The sequence below is a fragment of the Kribbella antibiotica genome (assembly GCF_004349055.1).
GTDB lineage: Bacteria > Actinomycetota > Actinomycetes > Propionibacteriales > Kribbellaceae > Kribbella > Kribbella antibiotica.
The window spans coordinates 1-23,048 of the sequence record NZ_SMKX01000106.1; the positions used below are offsets into that span (position 1 = coordinate 1).

Here is a 23,048-nt window from a genome sequence, read left to right on the forward strand (position 1 = left end):
GCGTGAAGGTGAGGCGGGTGGCGGTGGCGGTGACTGGTGGGGTGGCGAGTAGGAAGTCGATGCAGTGGGGCGTTTGGTGGGGGCTCAGATAGGAGGCGTGGAAGGTGGGTGGGCAGCTGGGGGCGAAGGGGTCGAGTAGGCCGGTGGTGTGGAGGAAGGAGGTGAAGAGGGGGCTGGTGCGGGCGATGTTGAAGTCGCCGGAGACGATGGTTGGCTGGTTGAGGGCTGCGAGCACTTGGGCGAGTGCTGCGAGCTGGTCTTGGTGGAGGCGGTAGTAGCGGTTCGCTTCGGACCAGTCGCCGTCGCGGTTGGCTAGTAGGTGGGTGTTGGCGATGGTGAGTTGGGGGAGCCGTGTTAGCAGCACCCCTTTGAGGTGAGCCAGCCGGCGGGAGAGCCTCGGGAGTCCGACGGCGTGCGCTGCGGGCGGCAGGGGGAAACGGCGGTACTCGGGGCTAGCGAGCGCCGTACGGGAGAGGGTGAGGAGGCCACCTGCTGGGCCGGCTAGAGACCTTCGGTAGCTGGCGTGGCGGTAGGACGGCATTGCCTGCAGCAACTGCCGGAGGTGGTAGTAGGTCAGGACCTCTTGGAAGTTCACGACGTCTACATCTGACGCTTCGAAGAGCGCACCGATCGCGGCATACCGCGCACTGAGTTGTGAGCGCAGTGGCATGCCGCGGGTGTTGAGGGTGGCGACGGTCAGCTGGACCAACGGACTACTTGACCGCGAGCTCGCCCAGCTCGGACCAGTCGTCCTGGGGCACCTTGAAGTTGACGATGCGGGGTGTCTCGACCAGGTGCGGCGGCAGGTCGCGCTGGGCGTCCTTGAAGTGGTCGGAGGTGACGTGGGCGACCGCTGCGTCGTCGTCGGCGAACGCTTCCACCAGGACGTACTCGTTGGGGTCGTCCAGCGAGCGGGACCAGTCGTACCAGAGGCAGCCGGGCTCGGCGCGGGTGGCGGCGGTGAAGCCGGCGGCGATGGCTGGCCAGTCCTCGGCGGACTCGGGCTTCACACGGAACTTCGCGGTGATGAAGATCATGACTCTGACGTTAGCGCAGGGTGAAGCCGGTGCCGAGGGCGTCGTACGGGTCAAGTGTGAACGTCGCGGTGCCAGTGCGGTGAGCTGTTCCAGTGACCTCGGTGAGGACGCCGGCGGCGGTCTCGGACACGACGCAGCCGCGGAACGTCGTACCGACGATGGAGTCGTGCGTGAGGACCTGTCCGGTGCTCAGTAGCCCGTCGGCGTGCAGCAGGGCGAGGCGGGCGGACGTGCCGGAACCGCAGGGGGAGCGGTCGAGCTGACCGTCGGCGAAGATGGCGACATTGCGCTGGTGCTGCGGACCGAGGTCGTCGTACAGGATGGTGCCGTAGATGCCGTTCAGGCGCGCATCGCTCGGGTGGACGGCGACGTCGTTGAGTGCCCACTTGATCTGGCGGCCGATGGTGATCAGCTCGGCGTAGTGCTCCGGTGTGACGGACAGGCCGACGGACGCTGCGGGTAGTGACGCGTAGAACGCGCCGCCGAAGCTGATGTCCGCGACGACACCCGCCACGGGCACAGAGCGAGCCAGCACGTACGACGGCACGTTCTGGAAGGTCACGCCGTCAGACGTCACACGCGCGACCACGCGACCAGACGGTACGTCGATCACCACATCGGCGCTGCCATCCGGCGCAGCGGGGACCAGGCCGCTCTCGACCGCCCACACGCCCAGTGCGATCGTCCCGTGCCCGCATGCGGTCGAGTAGCCGTCCTTGTGCCAGAACAGCACACCAAAATGCGCACCGGCATCATCAGGCGGTACGACGAAGCACCCGTACATGTCGGCGTGCCCACGCGGCTCGTTCACCAGCAACTGCCGTACGGCGTCGATCGCCGGAGTGGACTGCGCTGTCAGCCGCCGCTCCGCCACCGTGGAACCCGGAACCACCGGACCGCCGTCAGTGACGATGCGGAACGGCTCTCCGCCGGTGTGATAGTCGACAACGCTCACAGGCTCCACAACCGGCACCCTAGTTGCCGGTCAGGCCCAGATAAGTCAGTACGGCGAGTACGCGGCGATTACTGGAGTCGTCGTCGACGATGCCGAGCTTCCCGAACAGGGACGTGGTGTGCTTCCCGATCGCGCTCTCGCTGAGAAAGAGTCGTTGCCGGATCGCCTGGTTGGACAGCCCTTCGGCCATCAGTCTCAGCACCTCTTGTTCCCGCTCGGTGAGCTGTTCCACTTGCCGGTTCGACGTGCCACTCGAGAGCAGCTTGGCGATCACGGCCGGGCCCATCGCAGTGCCTCCGGCGGCAACGCGTTCCAGCGCGTCGACGAACTGGTCGGCCTCGAACACGCTCTCCTTGAGCAGATAGCCGACTCCAGCGGTACCGTCGGTCAGCAACTCTCGTGCGTAGAGTTGTTCGACATGCTGCGACAGAATCAGGACAGGTAGGCCAGGCACCTCGCGGCGTGCCGCCAGCGCCGCGCGCAGCCCTTCGTCGGACTGCGTAGGCGGCATCCGTACGTCGATGACCGACACATCCGGTCGCCATCTGAGCAGGGCATCGAGTGTTTCGGGACCTGTCGTCGCGGTCGCGACCACCTCGTGCCCATACGCCTCGATCAGGCGCACCAGCCCGTCACGCAGCAGATAGAGGTCTTCGGCTACAAGGACTCGCATGGCACCGTCATCCTCGCACGGGTCGGGCCGCCGACCGGACTGGTCAGCTCCAGCGTTCCGTCGAACACCGCCAATCGCCGCTGCAGCCCAGCCAGTCCGCCTCCTGGCGTCGGTGCAGCCCCGCCGCGGCCGTTGTCGTCGACTGTGACGACGACCGCCACCTCGTCGCAAGCGATGGTGATCGCCGCCTGCGTCGCCTCTGCATGCTTGACCGCGTTGGTGAGCAGTTCGGCGACAACGAAGTACAGGGCGGACTCGATCGGTGCCTCCAGTTCGAGGTCGCCGGAGGTACTGACCGACGTCGTGAGCGCGCTGTCCAGTGCCAGAGCGCGGACGGCGTCGACGAGTCCGCGTTCGTTCAGTACTGGTGGAGCGATGCCACGGACGAGCTCGCGCAACTCGGCCAGCGAACCTGCTGCGCCCGCACGTGCATTACGCAGCAGTTCTTTGGCCGCATCCGGGTTGGTCTCCATCAGCTTCTCGGCGGTTGCGAGAGACAGGCCAAGCGCGACGAGGCGCGCCTGCGCACCGTCGTGCAGGTCCCGTTCGATCCGCCGGAGCTCCGCTGCCTGAGCGATCGTCACGTCGGCCCGCTGCGCGGTCAGCTCATCGACACGGCCCTCGGCGGACATCGCCCGGGACGGTCGCAGGAACCGCGCTGCGATCGGCGGCAGCGCCCGCCACGCGTAGGGCGCCGTACCGACTGCTACGACCAGCCCGGCCACCACCGGCAGCGGTGTCGAATAGGCGATGCCCAGTGCCGCTGCCACGACCCCAGCGGGCGGCACTGCGGCCACCAGACAGGCGGTGACCACGAAGATCACGCTGAACCGCAGGTCACGCCAGTTCGCCGGATCGGTCCAGCGCACGCGCATCTCGAGGTCCCTCCGCGCGTCTCGGCGACTCTTCTCGTACGAGTAACCGTTCCACCAGTAGCCGGTGGACAGCTGCGTGATCGGTCCGATCTCGCGGTAGCCGGCGACGAGCGTCGTACCGGTCCACCGGGCTACCAGCGCCCGGACCGTCCGGCTGACCGGTCGCACGAGCAGCATGGTGCCGACACACACCCAAATGACCGGTGCGAACCAGGTCCAGGGACTGCGCCACCAGACAGCCACCGCTAGCCCGGCTGCCCACACTGCCGGTACCAGGAGGCCGACCAGCAGCACCATGCAACACCGGACGAACCCCACCCCGACACTCTTGACCCACGACATCAGGACCCCGTTCTCAAACGACTTGGTCCTGCCACTGTGCACCACGTTCTACCTCAGCTCAGCCGGATCAGGCGTGAAGTAGGGCTAGCCCCACCCAGCTGTGCGGCCAGCTCCATACCGCCGCCGGACCGCGACTCCTAGCGTCGTAGCCATGCAGAAAATCTCCTTCACCCAGGCCAAGCGTTACCTCATCCTGTACGGCGTACTGGCGGCCGTAGCAGTCGTGGTCGTCGTGGCCCGGGCAGCCACGCACCACGTCGTACCAGGGTTCCTTTGGGGCCGCTCGTCCGCGGTACTGGCCACAGCCGTCATTGCGTACTGGCTCCTCACTATGGCTGAGAGGGGCGCGTACTGGGCCTACACCCGGATCCGCATCCTCACCATCGTGATGCCGATCGCCATCGTCGGTGTCGACCTGATCCCCGGGCTCTGTCCAGGCTGGTTCGCGGCGATGCAAGCGGTCTGTGCGCTGGCCATCGTGCCGGTCGCGGTCCTGGTCAACAGGCCGGCCGTGCGGGAAGCGTTCGCAGCCTGAAGTCAGGCGGCGTGGCGGGCGGCCAGCAGGGCACAGCGGAGCTTGGCCTTGTCCGGGTAGCCGGCGGCGTGGCCGATCTCGTAGACGTCGTGACTGCTCATGTTGACCATGGCTGCGACGTACCAGACCGGGTGTCCCTCGGCGAGCATGCTGACGATCATTGTCGTGGTGGCGTTCATCCCGACCCTCTCCTCCGGTTGCTGTCACTGATACGTCGAATCAGCAGGCCCGAAATTGACAGGGTGGGGAAAACGAAGCGCCCCGGTCGATGACCGGGGCGCTTGTCCGTGTGGGTCCCGGGGGGAGTGGGACCTCCACACGTGGGGGGGACCTGGACAGTAACAATCCGCAGGGGTCATGTCCGAACTATTTCAACCAGTCTCGAGGGGCTGTCCGATGAGCGGTGCGTTTCGTGCGCTCAACGGCGGGTGTGTTTCCGGTACAGCGACGTCGCGAGCAGGACCGAGAATGCGAGGAGACCGCAGCACCAGGCGAGTGCGCGAACGCCGTTGTTTCCAACCGGTGTACCGGTCAGAAACCCACGTACCGTTTCAATCACCGGTGTGATCGGCTGGTGCGTGCTGATCGGCCGCAACCACGCCGGCATCGTCTCCGGTGGTACGAACGCGCTACTGAGGTAGGGCAGGAACAGCATGAAGAAACTCAACGTGCTGGCCGACTCCACCGACCGCGCGACCACACCGAGCCCTGCGGCAAGCCATGACAGCGCAACGACGTACAGGAGCAGCAGTCCGACCGCAGCGAGCCACTCACTCACGTTGGCGTTCGGACGGAAGCCCATGGCGAGGGCAGCCAGTACGACGATCGCCGTCGCCAGCGCGTTGCGTGCCACACTCGCTGCGACGTGGCCGGTCAGTACGGAGATGCTGCGGATCGGCAGTGAGCGCAGGCGGTCGATCATGCCGCTGTTCATGTCGTCCGCGACCGCCATGGCGGTGGACGCGGCGCCGTAGCCGGTAGTGAGTAGGAGCATGCCCGGTACGACGTAGTTCACGTACTGCGTGCCGGTGCTGATCGCGCCACCGAACACGTAGACGAACAGCGCCATCATCAGCAGCGGGAGCAGGATCGCAGCGAACAGCGTGTCCCCGTTGCGTCGTGCCAGCCGCACGCTGCGGTCGATCATCGTCGCCGTGTCCGACAGTGCGGCGGCAACACCCTGGTGTGACATGAGGAGCTCCTAGGCGGTTAGTGCGTTGAAGACGTCGTCGAGAGTCGGGCGGTGTGCGGACACGCGCTCCGGTTGGAGGCCGTTGTCGCGCAGCAGGTCCAGTAGTTGATGCAGGTGAGTCGCAGTACCGTCAGATGGAACGCTCAGCACTCCATCGGTCTGCACAGCGCTCAGAAGGGTCGCTGCCTTCAGTAGCTCTGGTTCGGCAGCGAACCGGAGCTCAACGCGCTCACCGCCGACCCGTGCTTTCAGTGCATCGGCTGTGCCGGCGGCGACGATCCGCCCGTGGTCCAGCAGCACGATCCGGTCAGCTAGTCGATCCGCCTCTTCCAGGTACTGCGTGGTGAGCAGGATCGTGGTCCCGTCCCGCACCAGCTCGCCGATCGCGTCCCACATCGTCGAACGGCTGCCTGGGTCCAGTCCGGTGGTCGGCTCGTCGAGGAAGATCACGCGCGGCCGCGCGGCCAGGCTCATGGCGAGATCGAGCCGTCGGCGCATGCCTCCCGAGTACGTCTTCACCCGCCGGTCCATCGCATCAGTCAGCCCGAATTGCTCCAGTAGCTCCCCGGTACGGCGCTGTGCTCCGCTCCGGCCGAGGTGCATCAGCCGGCCGACCATGACCAGGTTCTCCCGGCCAGTCTGGTTCTCGTCTACTGCGGCGTACTGGCCGGTCAGGCTGATCACGCTGCGGACCGCGGTCGCTTGCCGGACAACGTCGTACCCGGCGACGGTCGCACTGCCCGCGTCGGGCCGGCTGAGCGTGCTCAGGATCCGCACGACGGTGGTTTTGCCGGCGCCGTTCGGGCCGAGCAGGGCGAGTACCGAACCTTCCGGCACGCCCAGGTCGATCCCGCTCAGCACCTCGGTCGCGCCGTACGACTTCCGCACGCCGGTGGCTTCGATGATCATGGACTCCTCCTCACTGCGTATCTCATACGCTAAATAGCGTAACAGGTACGCAGTGATGGTTTGCAAGCCCTAGACTGAGGCCGTGGACGAACTGCCGGCCGAGGTGGCCCTGATGTGGCGACTGCGGGAGACCCCGCGGCGTGGGCCGAAGCCGACGCTGGCTCTCGACGACATCGTCCGGGCCGCGATCGAGATCGCCGACGAGGACAAGGACCTGGCCGCCGTCTCGATGGCGCGGGTCGCCGAGCGGGTGGGCAACTCGACGATGGCGCTCTATCGGCACGTGAAGAGCAAGGACGAGCTCCTCGTACTGATGTCGGACGCGGCGCTCGAGCGGCCGGAGCCGCTACCGGCCGACGTCGACTGGCGGACCGGGCTGACCATCTGGGCCGGCGCCGTCCTGACCGCCGTGCGCAAACACCGCTGGTACGCGAAGCTCCCGATCTCCGGACCGCCCGCCGGGCCGAACAACCTCGCCTGGTTCGACTCCGCCCTCGGTGCGCTGTCCGGCACCGGCCTGCCGGAGGAGGCCAAGGTCGGCATCGTCATGGGCTTGATGACGTATGTCCAGGGGGAGATCCGGATGGGCCTGGACCTGGCGGCGGGGTTCGCCGACAACCCGGACATATTCCGCCAGTACGGCGCGACGCTGGCCCGGGTGATCGATCCGCGGCAGCTGCCTGCGCTGGCGCGTGTGCTGGACGCGGGGGTGTTCGACGACGTGGGCAACTTCGAGCAGAACAGCGACCAAGACTTCGACTTCGGTCTGCAGCTCTACCTGGACGGCGTCGCCGCCTTCATCGAGCGAGTCAGCTGAGCTGGACGACCGCGTCCGCGGCGGCGGCCGTTGCGGCGATCAGCTTGGCGTTGTGCTCGTCGCTGCCGAAGGTGCGCTCGTGCGCCTCCTCCTGGGTGCGGCCGAACTGCATGTGCCGGGCCTCGAGTCGCTGGTGCCGCAGCTCCTCGGGCACCTCGACGTACCAGCACTGGTCGAGCACTGTGCGGACTGTCGTCCACGGCAGCTCGTCGAGCAGCAGGTAGTTGCCTTCGGTGATCACCAGGCTCACCTCCGGCGCCACTCCGATGCTGGACGCGATCGAGTCCTCTAGCGCGCGGTCGAAACGCGGTGCCCAGATCTGCTCGCCCGGTGACTCCTTGAGCCGCCTGAGCAGGGCGACGAACCCGTACCCGTCGAATGTGTGCGGTGCGCCCTTCACAGAGGTCAGGCCAAGCTCCTCGAGCACGGACTGCGCCAGGTGGTACCCATCCATCGGCACCAGCGCGACCGCGTGCCCCGCCTTGGTCAGCCGTTCCGCGAGCTGCTCCGCGAACGTCGACTTTCCGGCGGCCGGCGCTCCGCAGATCCCCAGGATCCGTCGGTCACCACTGGTCGCGAGCTCGACTGCAGCGTCGAACGCGGCATCGGAATCAAGTGTGCGCACCCGCCGATCCTAGAGCGCGGCCGCGGGTCGCCGCCGTCTTTGCGCGAACCGCCACCACCCACTAACCGGCTGCCGCGGACAGCCTTCACGCTCAGCGGCGGTGGGCGATCCGGCGATTCGACGACTTAGTGGGTGATGGGCGTCCGCTCTGCCGCCTCTGATACCCGGCCGAGGTCGCTTTCGTGCTGCTGGTCGACCAGGCGGCGGGCGATCGAGCCGCAGCCCTCCAACTGGAGGGTGTGCGGCGCCTCGGGCAACCGGTGGCCGAGAGCGGTCACAGTGTCCAGGCAGCGGGCCTGGCCGAGGATCGCCCAGCCGGTGCGGTTCGCCGGACTCAAGTCGAGGTCCTCCGCCAGCAACAGGTCAGCCCCGACCCACGCGCGGGTCTGGGTGTGCAGCGTGCCGCCGACTTCGCCGTACCGGCCGAGCACGAGCGACTCTCGGATCTCGGCCGTGCACCCCGGCTCCAGGTGCACGGCGGTCGAGCGGGTGACTGATGCGTCGGCGCTGACCACGAACGGCTCGCCGTACCAGCTCAGGCTCGCGCCACCGCTCAGCTCGATCGCGACATCCCACCGGGCCGACGAGCCGCGCATGGCATACGCGACCGTCCCGGCCGTCTCCACGATCTCCAAGCGGATGGGGCCGGACACCACCACCTCAATCCGCACCTGGTCCCCAGCAAGCAGCAGCGCACCGGCAGCCACCAGGGCAACCCGTACGACGCCCGGCGGCCCAGGGAGCCGGCGCGGCGAGAGGTGGTCAGTGATCAGCACGCACCGGTCGCGGACCGGGTCGGCGGCTATCTCAATGCGAGTGGGCATGGGTGTGCGAGATCATCACGCCGTTCTCATCGGTGTGGGAGTGCGGTGCCATCGGACCGGGGTCCACTGGCGTGTGGCCGCCGCCCCGGACGATCTTGGTCATCGCCAGCACCCACTCCTTCAGGCTGGCCACCGACTCCGGGTCATGTCGCGAGAGCGCCAGTACTGGCTTGCCGTCACGCGCAGCCTCGGCATCCGCGACCATCTGCGGTACGTCGACGCCGACGTACTGGGCGAGGTCGGTCTTGTTGACCACCAGTAGATCCGCGCGCGCGATGCCCGGCCCGCCCTTGCGCGCGACGTCACCACCTCCCGCCACGTCGAGCACGAAGATCTGCGCGTCGACGAGCGCGGGGGAGAAGGTCGCAGTGAGGTTGTCGCCGCCGGACTCCACCAGTACGACGTCCAGCGGGGCGAAGTCGCGTTCGAGATCCTCGACGGCGATCAGGTTCGGCGTGACGTCGTCGCGGATCGCGGTGTGCGGACAGGCGCCCGTCTCGACCGCGCGGATGCGCTCGGGATCGAGGACCCCGGCCGAACGCAGCAGGCGGGCGTCCTCGTCGGTGTAGATGTCGTTGGTGATCACGCCGAGGCGGAGTTCGTCGGCGAGCTCGCGGCAGATGGTCGCGATCAGCGAGCTCTTCCCGGTACCGACCGGTCCGGCGACGCCGAGCCGGAACGAGCGGGTCGTGCCGTCAGGACGTGTGGTGTCAGGCATGGAACAACCTCATTCTCTCGATGGCGTGCTGCTCGGCGAACTGATCGATCAGCGGTGCGCCGGCGGCCGGGATCTTGTCAATGTCGGTCAACGGCGCTACATCGTTGACGAGTCGTTCAATGTCGTCATGCAATGCGGCCAGCCAGGTGACGGCGACCGCGGGATCGCCCGGCAGCAGCTTGAGCGAAGCGGCGATCACGGTCTGCGCGTCGTCGTACGCGACCAAGCGTGCGACCTGCTCGGGTGACAGACCTGTCACCGCACCGATGGCGCCGATCACGAGCGGGCGCGCGATCTCGCTGTCGCGCGGCAGATGCTGCAGCACGTCGGGCCAGACGCGCTCCGCCAACCGCAGGTACGCGCGGCCTTGTCGTCGGGACGCGGTCCGCAGCGCCCGGCTGGGCGTGCGCGCCGCCCAGGCCGATTCGAGTTGCACGAACCTGGAGGCCATCACAAATGGCTCTGTGCCGCTTGTTCCTGCCGGGGATGGCTTGTCCGCCTCAGTTGTGATGGCCTGGGCGTTCGCATAATGCCGGGCGAGGACGGCGACGGCCGCTTCGGTGCGGGTCACCGTGCGGAGGCGGTCGCGCGCATAGGCACCCACATCTGCAGGTTGTTTGCCGTCGGCACCTAACCCCGCGCGAACAGCCGGCTCCAGCCCGGCCGACTGCGTGTGGCCGCCGGTCGGGAGACGCCCGTCGGCCAGCATCAACGCGACCACCTCGGGCGAGCTCACCCAATCACCCCGCGGCCGCCGTACCGGGCTGCCATCAGAACATCGCGTAGAGCTGGGCGAGCGGGAGAACCGTGGCAGGGGAGGGCTCGACCGGCTCGCCGTCGATCGCGATCGCGAACGTCTCCGGGTCGATGTCGATCGACGGGAGTGCGGAGTTGTTCTTCATGTCCGCCTTCCCGATCTCGCGCGTCGGCCGTACGCCGAGGAGCCGCCGACGCAACCCCAATCGCCCGGCCAGTCCGTCGTCCAGCGCGGCCGGCGCCACGAAGGTCACCGACAGATCGGCCCCGATCGCGTCCCCGAACGACGGCCGCATCAGCACCGGCTGCGGGGTCGGGATCGACGCGTTCGGATCGCCCAACGCTGCCCACGCGATCGCGCCGCCCTTGATCACCAAGCGCGGCCGAACCCCGAAGTACTGGGGATCCCACAGCACCAGATCCGCCAGTTTCCCGACCTCGACCGAACCGATCTCGTAATCGATGCCGTGGGCAATGGCCGGGTTGATCGTGTACTTCGCGACATACCGCCGCGCCCGCTCGTTGTCGGCCGGCAACCCGCCGTCGAGGGCGCCGCGGCGATGCTTCATCACGTGCGCGACCTGCCAGGTCCGCGTGATCACCTCGCCGATCCGGCCCATCGCCTGCGCATCCGACGACGTGACCGACAGCGCCCCGAGGTCGTGCAGGATGTCCTCGGCCGCAATCGTGGTCGCCCGAATCCGCGACTCGGCGAACGCAAGATCCTCCGGTACGTCGGGACTCAGGTGATGGCAGACCATCAGCATGTCGAGGTGTTCGGCGACTGTGTTCACCGTGTGCGGCAACGTGGGATTCGTCGAGCCCGGGATGACATGCGGGTACGACGCGATCGACAGAATGTCCGGCGCATGTCCACCACCCGCGCCCTCGACGTGGAACGCGTGAATCGACCTGCCCGCGATCGCGCCGAGCGTCGACTCCACGAACCCGGCCTCGTTCAGACTGTCCGCGTGGAGGGCAACCTGCAGGCCCCAATCGTCGGCGGCCCGCAGCGAGGTATCGATCGCGGCCGGCGTCGAACCCCAGTCCTCATGCACCTTGTACCCAGCCGCACCCGCGAGCGCCTGCTCGGCCAGCGCTTCCATGCTGACCGTATTTCCCTTGCCCAGCAGGAGAATGTTCAGCGGGTACGCATCCAGACTGCGATGCATCCGCTCCAGATGCCATGCGCCCGGCGTGACGGTCGTGGCCTTCGATCCCTCACTGGGCCCGGTCCCACCACCCGCCACGGTGGTGACCCCGGTGGCCAACGCCTCATGCAGTTGCGACGGCGACAACAGATGCACGTGCGAGTCGATCGCCCCCGCGGTGAGGATCCGCCCCTCACCCGCAATCACGTCCGTCGACGGCCCGATCCGCAGCGCGGGGTGCACGCCGTCCGCGATATCCGGGTTCCCCGCTCGCCCCAACGCGACGATCCGCCCATCCCGAATCCCTACGTCAGCCCGAACGATCCCCCACCAGTCCAGTACGACGACATTCGTGATGACGGTGTCCGGCGCCCCCTCGGCGCGAGTAGCCGTCCCCTGAGCCATCGACTCCCGGATCGACTTCCCGCCCCCGAACACAACCTCCTCGCCCCCGACAGTCCGGTCCTCCTCCACCTCGATCCACAAGTCGGTATCGGCCAACCGAACCTGATCGCCCGCCGTCGGCCCGTACAAGGCGGCGTACGCAGCCCGGGAAATCTCAACCATTGCGCTTCACCTGGATCCCCGGCACGTGGCGGGCGCCCTTGAGCGCGACGAGGTTGACCTCGCGGGAGGCTCCGGGCTCGAAGCGTTGCGACGTACCGGACGGGATGTCGAGGCGGAAGCCGGCGGCCGCCTCGCGGTCGAAGGCCAGGCCGGTGTTGGCGTCAGGGAGGTGCAGGTGGGAGCCGATCTGGATCGGGCGGTCGCCCGTGTTCACGATCACCAGGCGCAGACGCTCGTCGGGCGTGCGGTCGGCGTTGAGCACGATCGTTCCCTGCTGGACGCGGATCGCCCCCGGCGCTTCTGCGCTGCCCGGGACGGATGCGGCTGTGTGCGTCCCCTGCTCTTCCTGACTAAGTCTACTCGGGTCCGGCATCAGGTCCGCCTCAGATGATGGGGTTGTGGATAGTCACGAGTTTGCGGCCGTCGGGGAAGGTCGCTTCGACCTGGACGTCGTGGAGGAGTTCGGCGACGCCGGGCATGACCTGGTCGCGGGTGAGGACCTCGCGGCCGCTGTGCATGAGATCGGCGACGAGCGCGCCTTCGCGGGCGCGTTCGATGACCCAGGTGCTCAGCAATGCCACCGCTTCGGGGTGGTTGAGGAGGACTCCCCGGGCCAGCCGGTCGCGGGCGACCATGCCGGCCACGGAGAGCAGCAGTTTCTCGGTGTCGGAAGGACTGAAGTTCACGAATGCACCGTAGCGGGCAGGACGTGGTCGGCGACCTTGTCCGTGCTTAAACACAGGGAGCAAACCGCGGCGTCGTGGGTCTCGCACGCGGTCATGTCGGGGCGCTCGTAGTCCTGACGACAGACATGACACGTCAGTACGGCGCCAGACGGGTTGCCGTGCTCGTCGTACATGGGCAGGTCCAGGCCGTCGTCCGTTCGCCGCAGGTAGTACTTGCCGCGCGTCACGACAGCAAGCACCGGCGGCAGGACAAGCGCAAGCCCGATCGCGACCAGCGGTGAGTACGGCCTGATCGAGGAGCCCAGCCCACCGAAGAACACCAGGATCGAGACCCCGGCAGCGACACCCATCGACACGAAGCCGACCGGGTTGACGGCGTACAGCATGCCGCGCCGGAACTCCGGGTGCAGCGGCGACAGCTTCAGCAGGTACTTGTTGAAGACGATGTCAGAGGCAACGACCACGATCCACGCCATCCCGCAGTTCGCGTAGAACCCCAGGATCGTGTTGAGGAAGTCGAACATGTTCGCCTCCATCAGCACGAGCGCGATCAACAGGTTGACGGCCAAGAACACCAGTCGACCTGGGTAATGACGAGTCAACCTTGTGTACGAGTTCGTCCACGCCAGTGAACCTGAGTACGCATTCGTCACATTGATCTTTACTTGACTGATCACGACCAGTACGACGGCCAAGGTCATCGCGAGCCATCCCGGCAGGAACCCGCGGTAGATCTCCAGGAACTGGTGCACCGGCTGGTTCGCAATCGCGGCCCCACCGTCGACCTGAGCAATCACGTACACCGCCAGGAACAGCCCGACCACCTGCTTCAGCGCACCGAAGATCACCCAGCCCGGCCCGGCGAGCAGCATGGCGGTCCACCACCGGCGCGAGTTCTCGGGAGTCTTCGGCGGCATGAACCGCAGGTAGTCGATCTGCTCAGCGATCTGTGCGATCAGCGACAGACAGACCCCGGCCGCGAGCAGCATCGTGCCGAAGTTCGCATCGGGCCCGTAGTCGAGGAACGTCGAGACCGAGTCCGGATGCGACACCACCAGATACACAAAGGGCAGCACCATCAGGATCAGCCACAGCGGCGTCGTCCAGACCTGCAGCGTCGACAGCACCTTCATGCCGTAGATCACGAGCGGGAAGATCACCAGCGTGGACACGGCATACCCGAGCCACAGTGGCACTCCGAGCCCCAACTCCAGCCCCTGCGCCATGATCGAGCCTTCGAGCGCGAAGAAGATGAACGTGAACGACGCGAAGATCACGTTCGTCACGACCGACCCGTAGTACCCGAATCCACTTCCACGCGTGATCAGGTCCAGGTCGATGTTGTACCGCGCCGCGTAGTAGGCCAGCGGCAGCCCGGACGCGAAGATCACCACCGCGAAGATGCCGATCCCCCACAGCGCATTCGTGGTTCCGTAAGCGATACCGATGTTCGCGCCGATCGCGAAGTCGGCCAGATAGGCGATCCCGCCGAGCGCGGAGACGGCGACGACGCCGGTCGACCAGCGGCGGTAGCTGCGCGGCGCGAACCGCAGCGTGTAGTCCTCAAGGGTCTCGCGGGTTGCGGCCGACTGGCTCGGCTCGGCGGCGGGGCGGTGGTCGAGCGAGGGTTCAACAGACATGGCGGAACTCCTGGCGGCACCTTCGGGCGAGCGGTGCTCCGGTGGCCCGGCGACGCTGCCGGCAGGGGATGCACCCGAATGGAAGGAACCTAGGAAGCGCGTGTTACCGCCGTGTTGCCGATCCGCTACGTTCGTGTATTTCCATCTGGAAGTAATCCGCGAGCTCCGCTTCAAGCTCCCGCTGTACGGCGCTCACCCGCGCCGCGACCGTGGATCCGACCGGTGACAGCGCCGCCACGATCCGCCGTTTGTCGGCCGCATACACCCGGCGCAGGATCAGCCCGCGCTCAACCAGCTTGTCCACATGCCGCGTCAGACTGGCAGCAGGCAGTACGGCGGCCTCCGCGAGCACCGACATCGGCTGGCCCGGCTCGTCGTGGAGCGCGGACATGATCCGCCACTGCTCGATCGTCAGCTCGAACTCGTCGAGCAGCTCCTGGAGGCCGAGCTCGATCCGGCGCTCGGCACGCTTGAGCAGGAGTAGCAAACTGGTCGGCACTGGGCACCCCCTCGGTCTACGTGGTGGGAAATATAGCCTCCTCCTCGAAGTTCCGCCTCCAATTCGGCCACACTGAGCAGGTTGGGGGCAGACCGCGGGCAGAGGAGGCGACAGTGCGACGTACCGACGTGGTCTCGATCGCCTTCGTCATCCCGCAGCAAGGCCCGACCGGCCTCTACGGACCTTCCTGCCTGGCCTGCGGCCAACTCGCCGTCGAGCAGCTCAACGCGCGCAACGGCATCGCCGGGCGACAGATCGAGCTCGTGTACGTCGATGCCGGCCGCCCCGCCGAGGTGGTTGCGGACGAGGTCGGCCGGCTGGTGGATACCGGCCGGGTCGACGCTGTCGCCGGCTGGCATATCTCCGCGGTCCGGGTCGCGCTCGCGCGGCGCATCGCCGGTCGGGTCGTCTACGCGTTCGCCGCCATGCATGAAGGCGGTGACGATACACCCGGCGTTTTCCTGCTGGGGGAGCGTCCGGTGAATCAGTTGCTCCCGGCAGCCGAATGGCTACGCGAGCACCATGGTGCGCGCCGCTGGGTTGTCGTGGGCAACGATTATGTCTACCCCCGTGTAACTGGTGCAGTAGCGCGAGAAGCCTTGCAGGAAAAGGGTTCCGAGATCATTCACTCGGCGTACGTTCCCCTCGGTACGTCGGACTTCCGCGCCGTACTGCTTGAGCTGCAGACGACGCCCGCCGATGGCGTGATCATGCTGCTGATGGGGCAGGACGCGGTGCACTTCAACCGGCAGTTCGCGCGGGCCGGATTGAGCGAACGGCTGCTCCGGCTCAGCCCGGCGATCGAGGAGAACACGCTCCTCGGTGCCGGGGCTGGTGCCAATGACGGACTGTTCGCGGCGGCGGCGTATTTCGACGGGCCGCATACGGTGGAGAGTGGCGAATTCGCGCGGACGTACTACGCCCGATTCGGGCCGTTCGCGCCGGCGCTGAACGCGGTGGGCGAGTCCTGCTACGAGGCGATTCGTTTCCTCGCTCGGCTGGGAGAAGTGGCGGGCTCGATCGACATCGGTGCGGTCGCCGCGCTCCCCAGCGGCCATTTCTACGACAGCCCCCGCGGCCTGATGCGCCTCGACGGAAACCTCGTCGACCAGGACGTCTACCTAGCCGCCGCCAACGGTCTGGAGTTCACCATCCAGGAGCAAATCGCCCACACGGGCTAGGTGTCAGGCGAGGTAGCCGTCGGGGCGGATGAGGATTTCGTCGCCATCGGCAGCGTGGTAGGCCTCGAAGGCGCTGGGGGAGGTGTACGCACCGGGGCCGAAATCGACGGTGTGTGGGTGCGTGGACGGGGTGCTGGGGCTGAAGCGAAGCAGGGTTTCGTGGGGTCCACGGAACAGGTCGAACAAACGCAGCTGGTTGCCGTCGGCATCGATCAGCGAGGCGTCCGGCGCACGGTCGCCGGAGGTTAGCGCGGCGGTGTCGGCGGGGTCGCGGTAGGAGACGTCGAGCTGCCGGGTGTTCTCGCCACGTTCCAGCGCGGACTCGTCGCCGTCGAGGTGCTTCTGCATCAGGTCCCCGCTGATCCCGAGCACGCGGGCCGCGTTGGTCCGACGCTCGGTCTCGTACGTCGCGAGGACTTCTTCGCGCCCGTCAGCGAGCTTCCAGCCGAGGTTGTACGCGTCCTGTATGCCGGTGTTCAGCCCCTGACCGCCGGTCGGCGGATGCACGTGCGCGGCGTCACCGGCGATGAAGACCCGCCCGACGCGGAAGCGTTCGGCGAGCCGCACATTCGGCCGCCAGACGGTGACCCACGTCAGGTCGCGCAGCTTCGCGAAACCGGGGGCGGCGTACGTGTCCATCAGGTCCTGAAGAACCTCGAGGCTCGGCTCGCGATTCTCCGCGACGATCGGCGACGCCAGCTGGAACTGGTCGCCACCGGCCAGCGGCATCAGCACGATGCCCTCCATCGGGTTGTCCTTCTTGGCGAACCAGTACGACTTGTCGTGATCGAGCCCGTCGGCCGCCACATCGCCGATCAGCACCTTGATCGACTCGTCGGTCGTTCCCTCGAAGGCGATCCCGAGGTGCCGGCGGACGAAGCTGGCACCGCCGTCGGCGCCGACCAGGTATGTCGCAGTGATGGTCTCGCCGGTCGACAGTTCCGCGACGACCGCGGTCGCATCTTGGGTGAATCCGACGATGGCCGTGTCCAGTTCGGCCTGGGCGCCGTACTCGGCGAGCTTGGCGCGGAGGATCCCCTCGGTCCGGGACTGGCCGAGCATCCGTCCGTTCGGGTAGGGGACGTCGGGTGTCGGGTCGACGAGCTCACGCATCTTGCGCTGATCGACCTCGATGCCGTCGAGGTGGACATGGATGATCGACGCCTCGATTCCCTGGCGGATGACGTCGTCGACGACGCCGAGGTCGTCGAAGACCTCGAGGGTGCGCGGCTGCAGGCCGTCGCCGCGCGATCCCTCGAAGAACTCGGTGGCCTTGTCGATGATGCGGACGGCGAGGCCGCGGCGGGCCAGGTCGATGGCCAGGGTCAGGCCGGTCGGGCCGGCTCCGGCGATGAGGACGGTCACGATGGGCTCCTTGAATGAATTGTGATTCACTGAATCTGGATTCACTATGAACCTGGCTAGGGTTCGGTGTCAAGGAGGTGCTTTGTGACGGAGACCGCGAGCCGCCGGGAGCGGGCGGCAGGGACCGAGGCTGCGCTGAAACAGGCCGCCCGGGAGGTGTTCGCCGCGCGCGGATACCTGAACACGAAGATCACCGACATCACCGCGGCCGCCGGTCGCGCGACGGGGTCGTTCTACAACCACTTCGCCGGCAAGGAGGAGCTGCTCGAGGCGCTCCTGAAAGACATGCTCGCCGCTGCGGACCAACGCGTGCTCGACATCTCCGGGCACGACGACGACTTCAGCAAACGGGCGGCGATCCGCTGGCACGTCGCGATGTACTGGCAGTTCTACCAGGACCATCTGCCCGAGATGATCGCCGTGAAACAGGCCGCCATGCTGGACCCGGAGCTGGGCCGCCGCCTGCAAACGATCATGAACGACGACGACGCCCACATGGTCGGCCACCTGACCGGGCTCCCCAAACCGCCGGCCGACCCCGCTGCCGTCATCACCGCGATCAACGCGCTCATGGAGGGCTTCGCCTACACCTGGCTCGTGGTCAACCCCGCCAACGGCCAAACCATCGAGCCCGAAGCCGCCGTCGACCTCCTCACCGACCTCCTCCACCACGGCCTAGCCGGCACCGCGGACCGCTGACACTCACCAACCTCCCGTACGACGTGCGCCTCCCGCCTGCACGCGGTGATTCGGTGAGCCGTTCTGGGTGTTGATGAGTGTGGGCGGTCCGCCGGGGCTCCGGTTCGCCCGCCTTGGGCGGGGATGGCTGGTCGCCGCACCGGACAAGCCGGACACGTTGCTTGTGGCTGGTCGCCGCGGCGGCCGCGTTACATAAAGAGCTTGGCTAGGCCCGGCGCGGGGTTGAGGTACTGGCGGGGTCGGCGATCGCGTGTCCGCTGCTTGAGGTGCCCGCTATGGCTGAAGCCCAAGATCTGCGCTAGCCGGTAAGAAAGGGTCGCCATTTGAGAAAAAGTCACCGAGCAACGACCGCGGCGCCTCGGAACCCGGGGAAATTCGCGTTCAGTGGTAATTCTTCGTCGCTATCTGCAAGAAAGTTTCCACTCAAGCCCCCGAGGGACCGAGACGTTGCCGGGCTGGGGTCTCGGCGAGGAAAATCCACGGTGGTGAGGGTCGTCGGGGTCAACTGCTGGGGCCTTGAACAAGAAACGGTGGGCGTGGACAGGTAATTACTTGTTCAAGGCCACCACCCAGCCCACAAGCCCCCTACAAATGGACAGGCCGGGCGGCGAAATAGCGCCTACCACCGACGCGGACCGGTCAGCCTGGCGCGGCAGCACCCCAAGCAGCCTGACCCGCCGCAACCCGCCACCGTGAGTCACTTTTCGGGCCTCGCTGTCACTGGCCGCAACCATAGCGAGCACCTCAAGCAGCCGAAACGCGATCCCCGACCTCGCCAGTACCTCAGCCCCCGCCGGGCTCAGCCAAGCTCCTTCTGTAACGCGGCCGCCGCGGCGAGCAACCACAAGCAACGTGCCCGGCTTGTCCGGTGCGGCGAGCGACCATCGGCGCCGTACGAGACAGGCCGCGTCGCAGCCGTGGTTAGTCCTCCGGCGGGGGCGGTTCCTCCGCACCCTCGCGTTCGTCTCGGTCGGCCCACTCAAGCAGAGGGGCGAGACGATGGGCCTTGTCGTCGATCGCGGCGTGAAGGTCACCCAGCTCGGCGAAGCGCGACGGGACGGTTTCGATGGTGAAGGCTTTGGGGTCGACGGTGTCGATCTCGTCCCAGGTGATCGGGGTGGAGACGGTGCCTTCGGGGTTGCCGCGGACGGAGTAGGCGCTGGCGATGGTGTGGTCGCGGGCGTTCTGGTTGTAGTCGACGAAGAGCTTCGCCGGGTCGCGGTCCTTGCGCCACCAGGTGGTGGTGACGTCGTCGGGCACGCGCCGCTCGACCTCGCGCGCAAAAGCAAGCGCTGCCCGCCTTACGTCGCTGAATCCGTACTCCGGCTCGATCCGCACGTAGACGTGGATCCCCGAACCGCCCGATGTCTTGGGGTAGCCCGTCATGCCCAACTCGTCGAGCACCTCGCGGACGACATGCGCGACAGTGCGGACTCGGTCGAACGGGCAGTCCGGCATCGGGTCGAGGTCGATCCGCCACTCGTCGGGCTTCTCGGTGTCGGCCCGTCGTGAGTTCCACGGATGGAACTCGACGGTCGACATCTGCACCGCCCACGCCACATGCGCGAGCTCGGTGACGCACAGCTCGTCGGCGGTCCGGTTGTACCGCGGGAACTTGACCTGCACGGTCTCCATCCACGGCGGCGCACCGTTCGGCAGCCGCTTCTGATGCACCTTGTCCCCGGAGACGCCGGACGGGAATCGGTGCATCATGCACGGCCGCTCCCGCAGCGCTCGGACGATGCCGTCGCCGACGGACAGGTAGTACTTGACCAGGTCGAGCTTCGTCTCACCGCGCGCCGGAAAGTACACCCGGTCCGGGTTCGAGACCCGGACCGTCCGCTCGCCGACCTCCAGCTCGATCGCCGGAGACTTCTCCTTGGCCATGCAGCCAACCTAACCGCCACCACAGACAAACGGCAGTACTACGCCAGTCGCGTCAGCCAACCGCGCGTGTCGGGCACCCGCCCGTACTGGACGTCGAGCAGCGCAGCGCGGATCTTGGCGGTGACCGGACCAGTCTCCTCGCTGATGGTGAGATCGCCGTCCGGCCAAGCCAGGCGGCCGATCGGCGTGATGACAGCGGCTGTGCCGGAGGCGAAGACCTCAGTGATCTCACCGCTCCGTACGCCGTCCTTCCACTCTTCGGCGGAGATCCGGCGCTCCTCCACCTCGTGGCCGAGGTCGACGGCCAGCTCCAGCACCGAGGCGCGGGTGATGCCGGCCAGGATCGAGCCGGACAACTCCGGGGTGACGATCCGGCCGTCGGCGTACACGAAGAACATGTTCATGCTGCCGATCTCCTCGAGCCACTTGCGCTCGATGGCCTCGACGAAGGCGACCTGCTCACACCCGTTCGCGGTGGCCTCTGCGAGGCCGACCAGGCTGGCGGCGTAGTTGCTGCCGGTCTTGGCCGCGCCGGTGCCGCCCGGCGTCGCACGGACGGTGGAGGTAGTCAGCCAGATCGAGACGGGCCGGGGGCCAGTGTCGAAGTACGGGCCGGCCGGAGACGCGATGACACCGAACAGCACCTCGTGGGCGGGCCGCACGCTCAGAGCGGCCTCGGTGGCGATCATGTACGGCCGCAGGTACAGGCTGGTCTCGCCATCGGTTGCTGACGGCACCCACGCCTCGTCCACCGTCACCAGCGCTCGGAGCGCCGCGACGAACGCGTCCTCGGGCACCTGCGGTAGCGCGAGACGCTGAGCGCTCGCAGTGAATCGGGCGGCGTTCCGATCCGGCCGGAACGCCCACACCGATCCGTCTTCGTGCCGGTACGCCTTCAAGCCCTCGAAGATCTCCTGCGAATAGTGCAGTACGGCGGCGGCCGGGCTCACGCGCAGTGGTGCGTACGCAGTGACCCTCTGGTCGTGCCAGCCGCCGTCGAGCGTCCAGTTCGCCACCACCATGTGGTCGGTGAACGTCAGTCCGAAGGTCGGTTTGGCCAGAACGCCCTCCCGCTCCTCGGCACTCGCCGGATCACTCCGCAGCTCCACTGCAAAGTCCCACACATCACTCGCCGTCGTTTCTGCAGTCACCCCCGGCACGCTACTCCCGACTGTGGCCCCAGCACGACTCGCTGCCCACACTGCGGCCGGCCCACGGGCGCCGAGCCACCAGGAGGTCGAGGTCATACAGCCCAGGCAGCCGTGGCTCGCGCTGCCGAACACCGCTCAGCACACGCGCTGCGATGGCGTAGACGTACGTCGTGTGCCACTCATCCGGCAGCTCGATCAGCACGCGCATCGCCACCGCGAGCGCCGCTGCACCCTGGCTGCTGCCGGCGAAGCACTCCGCCATCGCCAGCTCCAGCAGGGCCCGCTCCTCCAATCTCTCGCTGGGACACAGCTCCAGTCCACGCGCAAACATCAGGCAACCCGCGGTCCAATACCCGAGGCTCGCGCAGACGCGCCCCTCCACCCCATGCATCTCGTACGGCGCCCAACCGCGACCGGTGCTTGCCATCGGCAACTCATCGGCGTGGCTGAGCAGTTGCGGCAGCAGCGCGTGGGCCTCGACGACTCGACCGAGCGCGGCGAGGACGCGTGCCCGCGTTGATCGGGCGCTGAGCATTGCGTCGGAGCGGCGTGGCTCTTGCAGGGCAAGAGTTAGTGCCTCATCGGTCAACTCCAGCAGCTCTGGTAGCGCACGCCCTTCGGCCAGACCGCTGGTCGCTTCGCGACTGCGCGCCAGACTGCAGAGCCCCGGCTCACCGAGGGCATCGGCCAGCTGGCGAGCGGCCCACCACCAGCGCCTGGCGTCGCCAAGGCGCCCGCAAGCGGTGAGTGTCTCCGCGATCAACAGGCTGAGCTCGATCTGCCGGTCCTCCTGCAACGCCCGGTGGTTGATCGGTGGGGTGCTCAGCTCGCGCACCAGCTCCGGCAGCCGTCGCACCGCCGGGAGGCTCTGCAGGCTGCTGAACCACACCGATTCTTCCGCCGCCAGGAAGGCATCCTTCTCCGGGAAGGCGATCGCCAGTTGCTGCCAGGCGCTCTCCAGCGGGTCGAGCCCGACGGTGGGGGTGCTGCGTCGGGGTTTGGCGGGCGTCCGGCGATAGGCCTCGGTCAGTAGGTTTCCGGTGCCGAGCTCGCCGTCGCAGCGGCGGGCCAGGTCGGCCGTTCCCTGGCGCTGGCCACGCTCGATCTGGGCCAGGTAGCTGTGGTCGTGGCCGATCCGGCCGGCGAGTTGGCGCAGGCTCAAGCCGGCCGCCTGCCGGCACTGCCGTAACTGCGCGCCGAACGTCGGCCCGCCGGATGCTGGGCTGGGTGTTGGCCCAGGTGTTGGTGTCGGGATGGGTGTGGTTTCGGTTCGGGTCTCGGTCACAGGATCGCCCCCGTTCGTGCTGCGAGCCCTCCGGCTCGCTCACTGGTACGCCTGGTGGTTGCGGTGCGTGGTGAGGACCTTACAAGGGCTCTCCGACAAAACTGGTGGTGCTGGCTGGTGGGTGCTTTCTGCTTGTTTTGTTGAAGATAGGAGGGATGGGAGCTGTGGTGTGGGCTGTTCGGGGAGCCCACTGCTCACACCTGGTGGGGCAGGGTGCAGGTGGGCAAGGTTGTCGGCATGAACACGATGCGGCGGCAGGCTCGGCTCTTTAGGCTGGTGCGCCATGCCGACGCGTCCGGGCTGCGGGGGACGGGCACGCTGGCCGAGGGTGTCGAGTGGTCCGACGGCTCTGTTGCGCTGCGCTGGCGTGGTCCTTGGGCGAGCACCTCCAGCTGGGACCGGATCGACGCGCTCCTCGCAGTGCACGGGGCGGACGGGCGCACGGTGGTGCACTGGTCGTCCGAGACGACTCCCGTCGAGGTCGCCCCCGCGAAGCCCTCATCGACGCCCGCATCGATGCCCGCACCCAAGGCTGCCTCGGTGGAGCAGCCGTCGGCCGTGGTGTGGTTGCCGGCGCCCGGGGCCGACGGCCTGTGCTCGCGCTGCGGCCGGTTCTGGCCGTGTCTCAGCTGCGGTCCCTGAGCCTCCTGATCCTGGCGGTTATCGGACAGGGGCGGCA

General features: G+C 67.5%; 26 protein-coding genes. 5 read left to right on the plus strand and 21 right to left on the minus strand.

Features of this window, described 5'->3' with window-relative positions:
* From E1263_RS28870 to E1263_RS28890, 5 genes are all read right to left on the minus strand, one after another.
* Nucleotides 1-709 (minus strand): endonuclease/exonuclease/phosphatase family protein (locus tag E1263_RS28870; protein ID WP_132173002.1); only part of this gene is annotated, 709 nt, incomplete at its 3' end.
* 4 nt (nucleotides 710-713) lie between these two features.
* Nucleotides 714-1,037, minus strand: a complete 324-nt coding sequence (locus E1263_RS28875) for a putative quinol monooxygenase (protein WP_132173004.1) — start codon at nucleotides 1,035-1,037, stop codon at nucleotides 714-716.
* A gap of 10 nt (nucleotides 1,038-1,047) precedes the next feature.
* Nucleotides 1,048-2,001 (minus strand): proline racemase family protein, encoded by a 954-nt coding sequence (locus E1263_RS28880; protein ID WP_132173006.1) that lies wholly within the window; start codon nucleotides 1,999-2,001, stop codon nucleotides 1,048-1,050.
* Between the two features lie 10 nt (nucleotides 2,002-2,011).
* Nucleotides 2,012-2,665, minus strand: a complete 654-nt coding sequence (locus E1263_RS28885; protein WP_132173008.1) for a response regulator transcription factor — start codon at nucleotides 2,663-2,665, stop codon at nucleotides 2,012-2,014.
* Nucleotides 2,650-3,882, minus strand: coding sequence for a sensor histidine kinase (locus E1263_RS28890; RefSeq protein WP_132173010.1), 1,233 nt, complete (start codon nucleotides 3,880-3,882; stop codon nucleotides 2,650-2,652). The genes E1263_RS28885 and E1263_RS28890 overlap by 16 nt, the downstream gene beginning before the upstream one ends.
* A gap of 151 nt (nucleotides 3,883-4,033) precedes the next feature.
* On the opposite strand from E1263_RS28890, the gene E1263_RS28895 reads away from it, so the two are divergent.
* A complete protein-coding gene (locus tag E1263_RS28895; RefSeq protein ID WP_132173012.1) occupies nucleotides 4,034-4,417 on the plus strand; it encodes a hypothetical protein in 384 nt (127 codons plus the stop codon).
* Nucleotides 4,418-4,419: 2 nt separating this feature from the next.
* On the opposite strand, the gene E1263_RS42905 is transcribed toward E1263_RS28895, so the two are convergent.
* The 3 genes from E1263_RS42905 to E1263_RS28905 all read right to left on the minus strand — a co-directional run bounded on the left by E1263_RS42905 (nucleotide 4,420) and on the right by E1263_RS28905 (nucleotide 6,518).
* Nucleotides 4,420-4,596, minus strand: coding sequence for a hypothetical protein (locus tag E1263_RS42905; RefSeq protein ID WP_165956782.1), 177 nt, complete (start codon nucleotides 4,594-4,596; stop codon nucleotides 4,420-4,422).
* Between the two features lie 239 nt (nucleotides 4,597-4,835).
* On the minus strand, nucleotides 4,836-5,609 hold the full coding sequence (locus tag E1263_RS28900) for an ABC transporter permease (protein WP_132173014.1): 774 nt from the start codon (nucleotides 5,607-5,609) through the stop codon (nucleotides 4,836-4,838).
* A gap of 9 nt (nucleotides 5,610-5,618) precedes the next feature.
* On the minus strand, nucleotides 5,619-6,518 hold the full coding sequence (locus E1263_RS28905) for an ATP-binding cassette domain-containing protein (RefSeq protein ID WP_132173016.1): 900 nt from the start codon (nucleotides 6,516-6,518) through the stop codon (nucleotides 5,619-5,621).
* An 82-nt stretch (nucleotides 6,519-6,600) separates the two neighbouring features.
* On the opposite strand from E1263_RS28905, the gene E1263_RS28910 reads away from it, so the two are divergent.
* The gene (locus E1263_RS28910; protein WP_238161617.1) at nucleotides 6,601-7,335 is read left to right on the plus strand and encodes a TetR/AcrR family transcriptional regulator; all 735 of its coding nucleotides are present in this window, start codon (nucleotides 6,601-6,603) and stop codon (nucleotides 7,333-7,335) included.
* On the opposite strand, the gene E1263_RS28915 is transcribed toward E1263_RS28910, so the two are convergent.
* The 9 genes from E1263_RS28915 to E1263_RS28955 all read right to left on the minus strand — a co-directional run bounded on the left by E1263_RS28915 (nucleotide 7,328) and on the right by E1263_RS28955 (nucleotide 14,801).
* Nucleotides 7,328-7,960, minus strand: coding sequence for a nucleoside/nucleotide kinase family protein (locus tag E1263_RS28915; RefSeq protein WP_132173018.1), 633 nt, complete (start codon nucleotides 7,958-7,960; stop codon nucleotides 7,328-7,330). The genes E1263_RS28910 and E1263_RS28915 overlap by 8 nt on opposite strands.
* Nucleotides 7,961-8,085: 125 nt before the next feature.
* Nucleotides 8,086-8,784 (minus strand): urease accessory protein UreD, encoded by a 699-nt coding sequence (locus E1263_RS28920; protein ID WP_132173020.1) that lies wholly within the window; start codon nucleotides 8,782-8,784, stop codon nucleotides 8,086-8,088.
* Nucleotides 8,768-9,502, minus strand: a complete 735-nt coding sequence (gene ureG / locus E1263_RS28925; RefSeq protein WP_132173022.1) for an urease accessory protein UreG — start codon at nucleotides 9,500-9,502, stop codon at nucleotides 8,768-8,770. The genes E1263_RS28920 and ureG overlap by 17 nt, the downstream gene beginning before the upstream one ends.
* Complete coding sequence (locus E1263_RS28930; RefSeq protein ID WP_132173024.1) at nucleotides 9,495-10,238, minus strand: urease accessory protein UreF; 744 nt, start codon at nucleotides 10,236-10,238, stop codon at nucleotides 9,495-9,497. The genes ureG and E1263_RS28930 overlap by 8 nt, the downstream gene beginning before the upstream one ends.
* Nucleotides 10,239-10,272: 34 nt before the next feature.
* The gene (locus E1263_RS28935; protein WP_132173026.1) at nucleotides 10,273-11,976 is read right to left on the minus strand and encodes an urease subunit alpha; all 1,704 of its coding nucleotides are present in this window, start codon (nucleotides 11,974-11,976) and stop codon (nucleotides 10,273-10,275) included.
* A complete protein-coding gene (gene ureB / locus E1263_RS28940; RefSeq protein ID WP_132173028.1) occupies nucleotides 11,969-12,349 on the minus strand; it encodes an urease subunit beta in 381 nt (126 codons plus the stop codon). The genes E1263_RS28935 and ureB overlap by 8 nt, the downstream gene beginning before the upstream one ends.
* Before the next feature lie 10 nt (nucleotides 12,350-12,359).
* Nucleotides 12,360-12,662 (minus strand): urease subunit gamma, encoded by a 303-nt coding sequence (locus E1263_RS28945; protein ID WP_132173030.1) that lies wholly within the window; start codon nucleotides 12,660-12,662, stop codon nucleotides 12,360-12,362.
* A complete protein-coding gene (locus tag E1263_RS28950) occupies nucleotides 12,659-14,302 on the minus strand; it encodes a purine-cytosine permease family protein (RefSeq protein ID WP_132173032.1) in 1,644 nt (547 codons plus the stop codon). Before E1263_RS28950 ends, E1263_RS28945 begins: the two co-directional genes overlap by 4 nt.
* Nucleotides 14,303-14,405: 103 nt before the next feature.
* Nucleotides 14,406-14,801: a MarR family winged helix-turn-helix transcriptional regulator gene (locus tag E1263_RS28955; RefSeq protein WP_132173034.1), complete on the minus strand. Its 396-nt coding sequence runs from the start codon at nucleotides 14,799-14,801 to the stop codon at nucleotides 14,406-14,408.
* A 113-nt stretch (nucleotides 14,802-14,914) separates the two neighbouring features.
* Between E1263_RS28955 and E1263_RS28960 the strand changes: the two genes are divergently transcribed.
* A complete protein-coding gene (locus E1263_RS28960; protein WP_238161619.1) occupies nucleotides 14,915-15,982 on the plus strand; it encodes a substrate-binding domain-containing protein in 1,068 nt (355 codons plus the stop codon).
* A 3-nt stretch (nucleotides 15,983-15,985) separates the two neighbouring features.
* On the opposite strand, the gene E1263_RS28965 is transcribed toward E1263_RS28960, so the two are convergent.
* The gene (locus E1263_RS28965) at nucleotides 15,986-17,347 is read right to left on the minus strand and encodes an FAD-dependent monooxygenase (RefSeq protein ID WP_202869099.1); all 1,362 of its coding nucleotides are present in this window, start codon (nucleotides 17,345-17,347) and stop codon (nucleotides 15,986-15,988) included.
* A gap of 84 nt (nucleotides 17,348-17,431) precedes the next feature.
* Here E1263_RS28965 and E1263_RS28970 point away from each other — a divergent pair, with 84 nt between their 5' ends.
* Nucleotides 17,432-18,046, plus strand: a complete 615-nt coding sequence (locus tag E1263_RS28970) for a TetR/AcrR family transcriptional regulator (protein WP_132173036.1) — start codon at nucleotides 17,432-17,434, stop codon at nucleotides 18,044-18,046.
* A gap of 921 nt (nucleotides 18,047-18,967) precedes the next feature.
* On the opposite strand, the gene ligD is transcribed toward E1263_RS28970, so the two are convergent.
* Genes ligD through E1263_RS28985 form a run of 3 tightly spaced genes read right to left on the minus strand, consistent with a single transcriptional unit; the run spans nucleotide 18,968 to nucleotide 22,339 of the window.
* On the minus strand, nucleotides 18,968-19,933 hold the full coding sequence (ligD, locus tag E1263_RS28975) for a non-homologous end-joining DNA ligase (protein WP_132173038.1): 966 nt from the start codon (nucleotides 19,931-19,933) through the stop codon (nucleotides 18,968-18,970).
* A gap of 38 nt (nucleotides 19,934-19,971) precedes the next feature.
* The gene (locus tag E1263_RS28980; RefSeq protein WP_420323393.1) at nucleotides 19,972-21,093 is read right to left on the minus strand and encodes a branched-chain amino acid aminotransferase; all 1,122 of its coding nucleotides are present in this window, start codon (nucleotides 21,091-21,093) and stop codon (nucleotides 19,972-19,974) included.
* Between the two features lies 1 nt (nucleotide 21,094).
* Nucleotides 21,095-22,339 (minus strand): helix-turn-helix domain-containing protein, encoded by a 1,245-nt coding sequence (locus E1263_RS28985; RefSeq protein ID WP_420323394.1) that lies wholly within the window; start codon nucleotides 22,337-22,339, stop codon nucleotides 21,095-21,097.
* Between the two features lie 267 nt (nucleotides 22,340-22,606).
* Here E1263_RS28985 and E1263_RS43355 point away from each other — a divergent pair, with 267 nt between their 5' ends.
* On the plus strand, nucleotides 22,607-23,011 hold the full coding sequence (locus E1263_RS43355; protein WP_202869100.1) for a hypothetical protein: 405 nt from the start codon (nucleotides 22,607-22,609) through the stop codon (nucleotides 23,009-23,011).
* The last annotated feature ends 37 nt before the right edge of the window (nucleotides 23,012-23,048 follow it).

Bases quoted from the DNA above. Each gene is read 5' to 3' on its own strand.
- E1263_RS28900 (WP_132173014.1), bottom strand. From the start codon at position 5,609: ATGTCACACCAGGGTGTTGCCGCCGCACTGTCGGACACGGCGACGATG.
- E1263_RS43355 (WP_202869100.1), top strand. From the start codon at position 22,607: ATGAACACGATGCGGCGGCAGGCTCGGCTCTTTAGGCTGGTGCGCCAT.
- E1263_RS42905 (WP_165956782.1), bottom strand. From the start codon at position 4,596: ATGAACGCCACCACGACAATGATCGTCAGCATGCTCGCCGAGGGACAC.
- E1263_RS28920 (WP_132173020.1), bottom strand. From the start codon at position 8,784: ATGCCCACTCGCATTGAGATAGCCGCCGACCCGGTCCGCGACCGGTGC.
- E1263_RS28935 (WP_132173026.1), bottom strand. From the start codon at position 11,976: ATGGTTGAGATTTCCCGGGCTGCGTACGCCGCCTTGTACGGGCCGACG.
- E1263_RS28875 (WP_132173004.1), bottom strand. From the start codon at position 1,037: ATGATCTTCATCACCGCGAAGTTCCGTGTGAAGCCCGAGTCCGCCGAG.
- ureG (WP_132173022.1), bottom strand. From the start codon at position 9,502: ATGCCTGACACCACACGTCCTGACGGCACGACCCGCTCGTTCCGGCTC.
- E1263_RS28905 (WP_132173016.1), bottom strand. From the start codon at position 6,518: ATGATCATCGAAGCCACCGGCGTGCGGAAGTCGTACGGCGCGACCGAG.
- E1263_RS28885 (WP_132173008.1), bottom strand. From the start codon at position 2,665: ATGCGAGTCCTTGTAGCCGAAGACCTCTATCTGCTGCGTGACGGGCTG.
- ligD (WP_132173038.1), bottom strand. From the start codon at position 19,933: ATGGCCAAGGAGAAGTCTCCGGCGATCGAGCTGGAGGTCGGCGAGCGG.
- E1263_RS28895 (WP_132173012.1), top strand. From the start codon at position 4,034: ATGCAGAAAATCTCCTTCACCCAGGCCAAGCGTTACCTCATCCTGTAC.
- ureB (WP_132173028.1), bottom strand. From the start codon at position 12,349: ATGCCGGACCCGAGTAGACTTAGTCAGGAAGAGCAGGGGACGCACACA.
- E1263_RS28890 (WP_132173010.1), bottom strand. From the start codon at position 3,882: ATGTCGTGGGTCAAGAGTGTCGGGGTGGGGTTCGTCCGGTGTTGCATG.
- E1263_RS28950 (WP_132173032.1), bottom strand. From the start codon at position 14,302: ATGTCTGTTGAACCCTCGCTCGACCACCGCCCCGCCGCCGAGCCGAGC.